Here is an 11,564-nt window from a genome sequence, read left to right on the forward strand (position 1 = left end):
CCGCCCGAGCCGGCCCCGAGCCGGCCCCGAGCGGTCCTCGCGGGCCCGCGCCGCCGGGCCGGTCAGCCCGCCCGGCCGGCGCGCAGGAATCCCGCCAGCAGCTCGTGCAGCACCGCCGCGCCCTCCTCGGCGAGCAGCTCGTGCCCGGAGCCGGCCGCCTCGACGTACCGGAAGTCCACCCCCTCGACCCGGCCGAGCCGGATCAACTCGTGGCGCAGCGAACGCGACTGGCTCACCGGGACGACCTCGTCGCGGTCGCCGTGCAGGATCAGCAGCGGTGCGCCGATCCGGTGCGCCAGCTGGAGCACGTCGCGCGGGCCCCGCTCGTCGGTGACCGGTTCGTGGCCGCCCAGTCGGGTGGTGAGCGCCCGGACCGGCGCCGACGCCTCCGCCAGCAGCCGGGCGCCGGACAGGAAGGGCGCCACCACCGCGCAGCGCGCCACCTGTTCGGGCGGGGCGTGGGCGGCGGCCAGCAGGGCCAGGAAGGCGCCGTAACTGACGCCGAACAGGGCGGGCGGTTCGAGCCCGAGGGCCGACCGCTGGCCCGCGATGCCCTCCAACAGCCCGAGGACGTCCTCCAGGTCGGGCCCGCCCCAGGCGCCGCGCACCGCCATCGCGTGCCCGGTGCCGTAGCCGGTGCTGCCGCGCTGGTTGGGGGCGACCACCGCCAGCCCCTCGGCGGCCATCCGCTGCAGGGCCGGGTCGAACTCCAGCAGCCAGGCGTCCGCCGGGCCGCCGTGCAGTGCCAGGACCAGCTGCGGGCTGCTCAGCCACGCGTCCCCGCCGTACACCACGGCCTCCAACGGACCTGCCGGACCAGCCAGTTCGAGACTCTGGGCAGGGTGCCAGCGGCTGCCGTCGGCGGGCCGCACGCTGCCGTCCAGCCGCCAGCCGGGCGGCGAGGTACGCGAGAGCCTGGGCCCGCCGCCGGGCTGCGCGGGTGGGGCGGCATCCCGCCACAGCTGCGGCAGGGTGCCGCTCAGCGGCGCCAGCTGCAGCGGCAGCGGTACGGCGCCGGTCGCGCCCGCCGGGCCGGCGCCGAGCAGCGTGTCCACGTCCAGGGTGGCCAGCGCGGCGGGGTGGTCGGGCGCGGAGTACGGCATCCGCAGTCCGCCCGCCGACCAGTGGGCGACGGCGCCCAGCCGCCCCGCCGGCACCGGCAGCGGGTCCAGCCGGTGGCCGGCCGGCTGCCAGAGCGCCAGCGCGGAGGTCGCGCCGTGGTCGATCTGGACGGCGACCCGGACGTCCTCGGGCAGGCCGGTGCCGGTGCCCGCGCCGGTGTCGTCCCGTCCGTCCGGTCCGTCCTGGCCGGACCGCCCGTGCCGCAGGGCGACCGGTCGCAGGAACACGCCGGGGACGTGCAGGCAGTCCGGGAAGCGCAGCGGCGCCGGGCCGCCGAGCACGCCCCAGCCCAGTCGGTCGGCGCCCGGGGCGTCGCTGCGCACCATGATGAAGCGGGAGTCCGGGTCGAACAGGACCAGCCGGTCGTTGCTCCGCTCGCCGATCTCCAGCAGCGGGGTGACCTCGCCGAGTCCCAGGTCCAGCACCACGCTGCGGACCACCCCCTCGTGCACCCGGTCCAGGCCGAGCAGCCGTCCGGCGCGGTCCAGCCAGACTCCGCCGCCGTGCAGGCCGGGGAGTTCGGCGACCTGTTCGGGGGCGCTCCCGTCGGTGCGGACCAGCCAGACCGTGGTGACCGGCCGGGCGTCGGTGCCCAGGGCGATCGCCACCGGCGCGTCGGCGGGGCGGAAGGGCGCGGTGGGAGTGGTGCGGGTGCTGAGGGCGTCGGGGTGGGAGGGGGAGAAGGGGGAGGTCGAGGCGGCTGGCAGCGGCAGCAGCCGCAGGCCGGCCGTCCGCAGCGCGGCGAGGCGCCGCTCCCGGGCCGCCGGGCCGGCCGGGCCGCCGGGGGATGCCGGGTCGAAGATGGACGTCCCGCCGAAGGGCGCAGGTGCCCTCTCGAAGGACGGCCCGTCGAAGGGGGGCCCGCCGTACGGAGGCCCGCCGTACGGAGGCCCGGTATACGGTGCCCCGCCGTACGGTGCCCCGCCGAGGGCCGGGGCGGCCGCCGGGTCGAGGCTCGGCGCCGGGGGCCGGTCGACGTCGGCCGACAGCAGGACCAGTTCGTGCCGGTCGCCGTCGTGCCGGCAGACCAGCACCGTCCCGTCGGCCAGCGACACCAGCTGGGAGTGCAGGCTCTCCGACCGGTCGCCGGGCAGCGGCAGGGCGGTCGGTCGGGCGGGGCCGTCGGCGGGGAGCCGCCAGCTCTCCACGTACCAGCCGCCGTCGGCGCCGGAGGCCAGGCAGGCGGCGTGCGAGCCGTCGGAGGCGAAGGTGAAGCCCAACCGGCGCAGGGCCAGGGTCGAGCGGCGGGTGGCCACGTTCAACGAGTGCTCACCGGTACCTCTCCCAGCTCGGCCCCCTCCCGGGGGCGGTGGTCGTCCTCGGCTCCCGGCCGGGCCGGGCGACCGCTGTTCCGGCTCCGGGAGGGCCGGCGGCCGTCGGGAGGGCCCCCGGTGGCGGGCGGACCCCGCCGGGCGGGGTCGCTCCTCGGTGAACGGTGCAGCGGTGGGGACGATGGAACGGTGGGAACGGGAGAGCCCCGGCCGCCTCCGCCGGCCCTCGCAGGCTGCTCGGCCCGGCTCCGGAGGCGGCGGCCTCCGGAGCCCGACCACGTGGGCCGAGCTGACGGCGGAGTACCCTTTCCCGAACCCTGGCCGAGGCAACTCCCGTTCGCTGAAGTGAAGTTACTGACGGGGATCGGCGGGTTCAACGAGAAGCGGGTCACTTCACTCATAAGGGTGATCCGGCTCCGCTTTCGCCGCTGGGCCAGGCCCTCGGTGTGCGCGGCCCGCCGTCGCGGCGGCCACGGTCACCGCCGGGGCGGGCGGGTGGTCCTGCCGGTGCCCGCGCGCCGGGTCTCTCCAGTCCCGCCGGGGCGCCCGGGCCGCTCCCCGGCCGGGCCGGGAGTGCCGCCCGCCGGGCGCGCCTCGGCCCGTCACCCGGGCCGCCCGTCGGCCCCCACCACCCCGGACAGCCGGCCGGAGGTCGTCCGGCGCCCCTTCGTACGGCGTTGACGGCCGCCGTCCGTCCCCGCCCGGCCGTCGGACGGGCCGTCGGACGGCCGGGTGCGAGCCCCGGGCCGGGCGGCCGTGCGCCCGGACGGCCCCGTGCGCACGGTAGTCTCGACAGGTGCCGAATCTGTCCGAGGTCATCAGCGCGTTGGAAGAGCTCTACCCGCCGCGGTGGGCGGAGTCCTGGGACGCCGTCGGCCTGGTCTGCGGCGACCCCGAGGCCCGGGTCGGCCGCGTCCTGTTCGCCGTCGACCCCGTCCAGGCCGTCGTCGACGAGGCCGTCGAGTGGGGGGCCGATCTGGTGGTCACCCACCACCCCCTGTACCTGCGGGGCACCACCAGCGTCGCCGCGACCGGCTTCAAGGGCCGCGTGGTGCACACCCTGATCTCCTCCGGGATCGCCCTGCACGTCGCGCACACCAACGCCGACCACGCCGCCCCGGGGGTCTCCGACGCCCTGGCCGAGGCCGTCGGCCTGCGCGTCACCGGCCCGCTGGTCCCGGACCCGACCGACCCGGCCGGCCTCCGCGGCAGCGGTCGGATCGGCCTGCTGGAGCCGCCGCTCACGCTCTCCGCCTTCGCCGCGCAGGTCGCCCAGGGCCTGCCGGCCACCGCCACCGGCGTCCGGGTGTCCGGCGACCCCGACCGGCTGATCAGCCGGGTGGCGGTCTGCGGCGGCGCCGGCGACAGCTTCCTCGCCGACGCCCGGGCCGCCGGCGTCGACGCGTACCTCACCTCGGACCTGCGCCACCACCCCGCGTCCGAGGCCGCCCAGTCCGCGCCGGTCGCGCTGGTCGACGCCGCGCACTGGGCCACCGAGTGGCCGTGGCTGAACCTCGCCGCACGGTCGCTGGCCGCCGCCTCGGACAAGCACGACTGGCAGCTGGAGACCAAGGTCTCCCACCGGGTCACCGACCCCTGGACCGCGCACGCCCCCATGCCCTACACCGCCTGACCCGATTCACAGGAGCCCTCCGCTTGAACGCCGCGCCCGCCGACCAGATCCGCCTGCTCGACCTGCAGGCCATCGACTCCCGCCTCGACCAGCTGGCCCACCGGCGCCGCAGCCTGCCCGAGCACGCCGAGATCGACAAGGCCGCCGCCGACCACGGCGCGCTGAAGTCGCTGGTCGTGGCCGCCGAGGCCCAGCTCGGCGACACCACCCGTGAGCTGACCAAGGCCGAGCAGGACGTCGAGCAGGTCCGCAGCCGCTCGGCCCGCAACCAGCAGCGCCTGGAATCCGGCGCGATCACCTCGCCGAAGGACCTGGAGAACCTCCAGCACGAGGTCGGCTCGCTGGCCAAGCGCCAGTCCGACCTGGAGGACGTGGTCCTGGAGATCATGGAGCGGATGGAGTCCGCCCAGACCCGGGTCACCGAGCTGGGTGCCCGCCTGGAGCACTCCACCGTCACCCTGACCGAGGCCGAGGCCCGCCGCGACGCCGCCTTCGCGGAGATCGACGCCGACGCCGAGAAGGTCCGCCGCGACCGCGAGGCCGTCGCCGTGGTGATCCCGGCCGACCTGATCAAGCTCTACACCCGGCTGCGCGAGCAGCAGGGCGGCGTCGGTGCGGCCCGCCTGTACCAGCGCCGCTGCGAGGGCTGCCGGGTCGAGTTCGCCGTCTCCGACCTGAACGCCATCAAGGCCGAGCCGAAGGACGCCGTCGTCCGCTGCGACAACTGCGGCCGGATCCTGGTCCGTACCGCCGAGTCGGGCGTCTGAGCCCATGGCGGGTCGCAGGTTCATCGTCGAGGCCGACGGCGGTTCCCGGGGCAACCCGGGGCCGGCCGGCTACGGCGCGGTGGTGCGGGACGGTGACACCGGCCTGGTCATCGCCGAGGCCGCCGAGTTCATCGGGCACGCGACCAACAACGTGGCCGAGTACAAGGGCCTGATCGCCGGACTGCGGGCCGCCCGCGAGATCGACCCGGGCGCCGCGGTGGACGTCCGGATGGACTCCAAGCTGGTCGTCGAGCAGATGTCGGGGCGCTGGAAGATCAAGCACCCCGACATGCAGCCGCTGGCCGCCGAGGCGAAGACCGTGCTGCCGCGCGGGCAGGTCACGTACACCTGGATCCCGCGTGAGCGGAACAAGGACGCCGACCGGCTGGCCAACGAGGCGATGGACGCGGGCAAGGCCGGCCGGCAGTGGGAGCCCAGGGCGCCCAAGGCCGTCGTCCCCGCCGCGGCGGAGCCCGCGGCCCCGCTGGAGACCGCCGCTCCGAAGGCCGGCTGGGCCGCCCCCGCCGACCTCGGCACCCCCACCACCTTCGTCCTGCTGCGGCACGGCGAGACCCCGCTCACCCCGGAGAAGCGCTTCTCCGGCAGCGGCGGCAGCGACCCGGGGCTGTCCGAGAAGGGCCGTTGGCAGGCCGAGCGGGCCGCCGAGGCGATGGCCGCGCGCGGCACGATCCAGGCCGTGGTCAGCTCCCCGATGCGGCGCACCCGGCAGACCGCGGAGGCCGTCGCCGGCCGTCTGGGCCTGGACGTCCGGGTCGAGGAGGGCCTGCGCGAGCTGGACTTCGGCGACTGGGAGGGCCTGACCTTCGCCGAGGTGCAGCAGCGCCACCCGGCGGACCTCGACGCCTGGCTGGCCTCGGCGAAGGCCAGGCCGACCGGCGGCAGCGAGAGCTTCACCACCCTGACCCACCGGGTCGGCGTCGCCCGCGACAAGATCCTGGCCCGGTACGCGGGGCGGACCGTCCTGGTCGTCTCGCACGTCAGCCCGATCAAGACGCTGGTGCGGCTGGCGCTGGGCGCCCCGCCGGACGCGCTGTACCGGATGGAGCTGTCGGCCGCGGCGCTGTCCGCGGTCCAGTACTACACCGACGGCAACGCCTCGGTGCGGTTGCTGAACGACACCGGCCACCTGCGCTGACGGCCCGCGGACGGGCCGACCGGGGCCCGGCCGGCGGGTAGGTACGGCCGGCGGTACGTCCGGCGGCGCGGAGAACCGGACGAGGGGCGGCCGGTACCCGCTTGGGTTCTAGGAGTCGTTGCAACATCCCAGTGCAGGGGTGCGATGGACTTCGAGATCCGCGCGGACAGGACGCCTCAGGGTCCTCGAAAGCTGAGTCGGGAGCGAGAGGCATACTCCCGGCTCATGCAGCAGGGCTACAGCAACAGGGAGGCCTGCCGGATCGTCGGGATCGACGAACGGACCGGCCAGAAGTGGCGTAACGGGCGAAAGCCCACAGGGAAGCAGAGAACGGCGCTGCTGCCGCTTCGCGCGGCAGCAGCGCCTCCCGGCGCTTCGCGGTACCTGCGCGAGAGTGACCGCATCCATATCGCCGACCGGCTCAGGGAGCGGGCTACGATCCGCGAGATCGCGGTCGAGCTGGGCCGCAGCCCGTCAACCGTCAGCCGGGAGATCCGCCGCAACCGCCACCAGGAGAGCGGGGCATACCGGCCGTACGCCGCCCAGGCCCGGGCGGACGGCCGCCGGCCCCGCCCCAAACCGGGGAAGATCGCCGAGAACACCGAGCTGCGGAACTTCATCCAGGACCATCTGGACCGGAAGTGGAGTCCGGAGCAGATCTGCCAGGCTCTGCGGGACACCTTTCCCGAGCGGCCGGAGATGCACGTGGTCCACGAAACGGTCTACCAGGCCCTCTACGTCCAGGGCCGGGGCGAGTTGCGCCGGGAGCTGGCCAAAGCCCTGCGATCGGGACGCACCTGGCGCAAGCCGCACCGCCAGGCCACCTGCCGCCAGCCCAGGTTCGCCACCCCCATGGTCATGATCAGCGAGCGTCCCGCCGAGGCCGAGGACCGGGCCGTGCCCGGCCACTGGGAAGGCGACCGTGCGACACGAAGCTGCACGAGTTTGAGTGGACTGACCGATTGGAGGGGCGGCTGATGAGGCCGTAATTGCAGTCACGGGTCCGTGTCCGTATGACCCGTCCCCACCCTTGACGTGCGATGCCGGTAACGGCGTGGTGCGAAGCTCAGGGGAAAGCCCAAGGACTTCCGTTCCATCCGGAAGTTACCGGCAAGGGGAAGACCGGACGGGTGAACGCAAGTGAACTCTCGTTGATGCCTCGTGATCCCAAGCCCCGCCGATGGAAAGCACCAGCGGGGTGCATGGCTGGCCGCTGAGAAGCGGCAGGCGCTGGCCGGTAGAGGTCACTCCGGCCAGGTGGACACCGCCGCCTCGGGGTAAAGAGAGCACCCACCCCGGTCGTATCTCACTCGTGTGGAACGTGGAAACCCCGTTGGGGTCCGAGCCTGCGTGGCTCGGTCGGCCGACCGTGAGGAAGGCTCAACTCCCCAGCGGGAACAGGATGGCCCAAGAAGCCAATGCCGGAAGCCGAAAGGAAACGGGAACCCGGGGCAGCATGATCGGCCTCTCCGTCGATCGCCTCGCATAACCGTCCGGATACAGGCTGCTGCCTGGACCCGAAAGGGTGCTGACGTGGGCCGGGTGAGCCTGTGCGGACTCACTGGACGAAGACGACGGAACCGAGGGACAAGTTGGACACCAACACGGATGCGGACGGAGCGGTCCAGACCGTCCCGGCTGCTGCCGCGACGGTGAACGGACCTGAGGGCGAAGGCCTGGACTGGGCGTCGGTCAACTGGCGCCGCGCCGAGGAGGACGTACGGCGTCTGCGGCAGAGAATCTTCACGGCATCGCAGGCAGGGGACCTGAAGAAGGTCCGCAACTTGCAGAAGCTGATGCTCCGGTCCCGTTCGAACACGCTCTTGAGTGTGCGGCGGGTCACGGAGATCAACGCAGGACGCGCGACGGCGGGAGTCGACGGGAAGGTGGTACTGCTTCCCCAGTCGAAGGCCGCGCTGGCCCACTGGGTCCAGCACCGGGCCCGACCCTGGACTCCCCAGCCCGTCAAGCGGGTGTTCATCCCGAAACCAGGGACCACGAAGAAGCGCGGCCTCGGGATTCCCGTGATCGTCGACCGGTGCCTTCAAGCTGTGGCACTGGGCGCACTGGAACCCGAGTGGGAAGCGCGGTTCGAGCCGAAGTCGTACGGCTTCCGGCCCGGCCGCGGCTGTCACGACGCGATCGGGGCCATCTACTCCACGCTCAACGGGAAGAACCCGCAGCGTGTGTGGGTGCTCGACGCGGACCTGACGGCGGCGTTCGACCGTATCGACCACGCCCGGCTGATGGCCGCGCTCGGCACCTTCCCCGCCCGGGGACTGGTCCGGCAGTGGCTGAAGGCCGGGGTCGTGGACAAAGGTCGGTTCGCCCCGACCGAGGAGGGAACTCCGCAGGGCGGGGTGATCAGCCCGTTGCTCTTCAACGTGGCCCTGCACGGGATGGAGGAAGCCGCAGGGGTCCGCTACTTCACCGCCGGCCGAGACGCCGGCAGTGCGCAGAGCGGAAGCCCCGTGCTGGTGCGGTACGCAGACGACTTTGTCGCGATATGCACCAGCCGTGAGCAGGCCGAACTGGTCAAGGAACGGCTGGCCGCATGGCTGACGCCCAGAGGACTCGCCTTCCACGAGGACAAGACACGCATCGTCCACGCGGAGAGCGGGTTCGACTTCCTGGGGTTCAACGTCCGCCGGTATCACGGCAAACTGCTGATCAAGCCGAGCACAGCGGCGCAACGACGGATCCGGGAACAGCTGCACGCCGAGATGTTGGCCCTGCGAGGGGCCAACGCTGCGGCCGTGCTCAAGAAGATCAACCCCATCGTGCGGGGCTGGTCGGCCTACTACCGGACGGTGGTGTCCAGCGAGGTCTTCACGGCGCTGGACAACTACATGTGGACGCTCGCCTACAAGTGGGCCAAGCACAGCCACCCGAACAAGCCGAAGCACTGGGTCTCCAGCAAGTACTTCGGCCGGTTCAACAAGTCCAGGAAGGACCGGTGGGTGTTCGGCGACCGCGACAGCGGCGCCTACCTACTCAAGTTCTCCTGGACGAAGATCGTCCGGCACCAGTTGGTCAAGGGCAGGGCGTCTCCGGATGACCCTGCCCTGGAGCCGTACTGGGCCGAGCGGCGCCGCAAGGGACCACCTCTGCCGGTGGACGGTATGACCATGCGCCTGCTTCAGGCCCAGCACGGTCGCTGCCCAGCCTGCGGAGGGCTCCTGCTGCACGCCGACCACCCGCCGCGAAGCCCCCAGGAGTGGGAGACGTGGCGGGCCGTCATCAGGAAGGCGATCTCCAAGCAGTACGTCGCGTTCCTGGGCGGGAGCACGCCGGGCGATCAACGAATCCGTCTCCTCCACACCCAGTGTCAACGGCGGAACGGAGCCGCCGAGCCGACACGTCCCGCACCTTCGCCTGCCCGCGAGCCCACGGGGCTTGCTTGAGCCGTGTGCGGTGAAAGCTGCTTGCACGGTTCTGAGGGGGCCGGGGTCCCAGTAATGGGCCCCGGCTACCCGACTGATCATCGGCAAGGACAGCGGATCCGCGATCGGCACTCTCGTTGAACGGGCCACCCGCTATGTGGTGCTCCTGCACCTGCCGAACGGCCGCACCGCCGAACACGTCCGCGACGCGCTCGTGGACACCGTCCGAACCCTGCCCGGCCACCTGGTCAGGTCACTGACCTGGGACCAAGGCTCGGAGATGGCCGCCCACGGCTCGTTCACCGTCGCCACCGGCGTCCCGGTCTACTTCTGTGACCCGGCCAGCCCTTGGCAACGCGGCTCGAACGAGAACACGAACGGGCTTCTGCGGCAGTACTTCCCCAAGGGCACCGACCTGTCCGCCCACAGCCCTGAGCACCTGGTCGCCGTCGCCGCCGAGCTCAACGGCCGCCCACGCAAAACGCTCGGCTGGGAAACCCCAGCCGAGCGCCTGCATAAACTGCTCGCGGCCTGATCAAAACGACCACGTGTTGCAACGACCCCTAGAAACCGCCCCGCGTACCGAGCGCCCCTCTCGTCCCGTTTCCCGGGGCCGGGTGCCCGGCGCCGTCCGGGCTAGTGGATCTCGGTGACCACGACGTCCAGCTGCCAGGCCTTGCGGGCGGTGCCCCGGGCCGCCACCTCGACCCGGTAGCCGAGTGCCAGCAGCGCGTCCACCAGCTCGTCGGGGGTCTTCGGCTCGGCGCCCGCGACCAGCAGGTCACGCACCAGCCGCCCCTTGGTGGCCTTGTTGAAGTGGCTCACCACCGAGCGCTTCGGCACGCCGTCGACCTCGCGCTCCTGGAGCACCCGTACCGTCGCGGTCCGTCCGAGCAGCTCGCCGGCCGGCTTCCAGGCCGCCGCGTAGGCCGAACTGCGCAGGTCCAGCACCAGCCCGTCGGCGACCTCCGGCAGCACCGTGGCCGTCGCACTCCGCCAGTACGCCCCGAGCGCCCCCAACGGCGGGAGTTTCACCCCCATCGAGCAGCGGTACGACGGGATCCGGTCGGTGATCCGGACCGCGCCCCAGAGCCCCGAGAACACCAGCAGCGCACGCTCGGCCCGCCCGTACGCTGCCTCGTCCAGTGTCGCCAGACCCAGCGCGTCGAACAGCACACCGGTGTACACCTCCCCGGCCGGGCGGGCGCCCGCGGTCAGCAGCCCGGTGTTGCGCGCCACCTCGCCGCGCAGGCCCGGGCTCAGCCCCAGTACCTCGGCGGCCCGGTCGGTGTCGCCCGAGCACAGCTTCACCAGCGCGGCCAGCACGTTCTCGCGCGCCGTGGTCAGCCCCGGCAGCGACAGCCCGTCGAGTGCCAGCGGCACGCCGGGCCCGGACGCGGCCTTGCCCTCCGAGGGCGGCAACAGGACCAGCACGGCGGCACTCCTCAACAATTTGTGGCAGCTGACCCCGACACCCTACGCAACCGGGGCCTGGCGTGCGGAACCGCATCCACTCCCTGGCCCGCCGCCCCGCCCCGCCGCGTACGCCGGGGGCCGCCGCCGGCGCCCACGTACGGCTCCGCGCCCGAGCGCCGGCTGTGCCCGCCCCCGCCCCCGCGTACCGCCCCCGCCCCCGCGTACCGGCCGCGCCCGCGCACCGGCCCGCGCCCGCGCACCGGCGCGGGGACTCAGTCCCCGGCGCCCGCCACCACGGCGGCGCCCGCGCCCAGTGCAAGGCAGAGCGGCGAGTAGTAGCGGCGGTCCAGCCGCAGGAAGCGCTCCGTCCGCTCGACCCGCCCGCTGCCGAACAGCAGCAGCCCGCCCGCACCCCGTGCCAGCAGGGCGGCCGCGACCGTCCCCGAGCCCGCCTTGCGCACCCACCGCGGCCCGGCCGCCGGCAGCGCGCCCGCCCGGGCGCCCACCAGGTACGCGGCCGCGCCCAGCGCACCCGCCACGGCCAAGCAGGCCGCCGGGGACGGCAGGTCCTTCACGTCGACCCCGACCACCGCGTCCGCGAACTCCTCCCGCGTCCGCAAGGGCCAGGGCGTCGCCGCCCACACCGCGTGCAGCGCGCCCGTCGCGGCGAGTGCCCCCGCCACCGCCGTACCCGTGTTCCGTACCGCGTTCATCCCCGCCCCTTTCGACACCGCCACCCTACGACCCGTCAGATCCGGTGCCCGGGCCGCCCCCGCCCTGCGACCCCGACCCCCTGCGACCCCCACCCCCTGCGAC

General features: G+C 73.7%; 7 protein-coding genes and 2 pseudogenes. 6 read left to right on the forward strand and 3 right to left on the reverse strand.

Features of this window, described 5'->3' with window-relative positions; genetic code table 11:
• Positions 1–62: 62 nt before the first annotated feature.
• A complete protein-coding gene (locus OG689_RS28820; protein ID WP_266327497.1) occupies positions 63–2,378 on the reverse strand; it encodes an alpha/beta fold hydrolase in 2,316 nt (771 codons plus the stop codon).
• Positions 2,379–3,189: 811 nt separating this feature from the next.
• Between OG689_RS28820 and OG689_RS28825 the strand changes: the two genes are divergently transcribed.
• The 6 genes and pseudogenes from OG689_RS28825 to OG689_RS28850 form a co-directional block, all read left to right on the forward strand.
• Positions 3,190–4,026, forward strand: coding sequence for a Nif3-like dinuclear metal center hexameric protein (locus tag OG689_RS28825; protein ID WP_266323771.1), 837 nt, complete (start codon positions 3,190–3,192; stop codon positions 4,024–4,026).
• Between the two features lie 23 nt (positions 4,027–4,049).
• Positions 4,050–4,793, forward strand: coding sequence for a C4-type zinc ribbon domain-containing protein (locus OG689_RS28830; RefSeq protein ID WP_266323772.1), 744 nt, complete (start codon positions 4,050–4,052; stop codon positions 4,791–4,793).
• A 4-nt stretch (positions 4,794–4,797) separates the two neighbouring features.
• Entirely contained in the window at positions 4,798–5,949 is a 1,152-nt protein-coding gene (locus tag OG689_RS28835; RefSeq protein WP_266323773.1) for a bifunctional RNase H/acid phosphatase, read from the forward strand.
• Between the two features lie 144 nt (positions 5,950–6,093).
• A pseudogene (locus tag OG689_RS28840) lies at positions 6,094–6,870 on the forward strand (IS30 family transposase); the annotation flags it as partial.
• 671 nt (positions 6,871–7,541) lie between these two features.
• A complete protein-coding gene (gene ltrA / locus OG689_RS28845; RefSeq protein ID WP_323189265.1) occupies positions 7,542–9,353 on the forward strand; it encodes a group II intron reverse transcriptase/maturase in 1,812 nt (603 codons plus the stop codon).
• Between the two features lie 73 nt (positions 9,354–9,426).
• Positions 9,427–9,867, forward strand: a pseudogene (locus tag OG689_RS28850) (IS30 family transposase); the annotation flags it as partial.
• Between the two features lie 101 nt (positions 9,868–9,968).
• On the opposite strand, the gene yaaA reads toward OG689_RS28850, so the two are convergent.
• Together yaaA and OG689_RS28860 are read right to left on the reverse strand one after the other, a co-directional pair.
• Complete coding sequence (gene yaaA, locus OG689_RS28855) at positions 9,969–10,766, reverse strand: peroxide stress protein YaaA (protein WP_266323774.1); 798 nt, start codon at positions 10,764–10,766, stop codon at positions 9,969–9,971.
• A gap of 254 nt (positions 10,767–11,020) precedes the next feature.
• Entirely contained in the window at positions 11,021–11,461 is a 441-nt protein-coding gene (locus tag OG689_RS28860) for a DUF3995 domain-containing protein (protein ID WP_266323775.1), read from the reverse strand.
• Between the last annotated feature and the right edge of the window lie 103 nt (positions 11,462–11,564).

Source organism: Kitasatospora sp. NBC_00240, assembly GCF_026342405.1.
Taxonomy (GTDB): Bacteria; Actinomycetota; Actinomycetes; order Streptomycetales; family Streptomycetaceae; genus Kitasatospora.

Coding starts and splice junctions, on each gene's coding strand:
- OG689_RS28860 (WP_266323775.1), bottom strand. CDS start 11,461: ATGAACGCGGTACGGAACACGGGTACGGCGGTGGCGGGGGCACTCGCC.
- OG689_RS28835 (WP_266323773.1), top strand. CDS start 4,798: ATGGCGGGTCGCAGGTTCATCGTCGAGGCCGACGGCGGTTCCCGGGGC.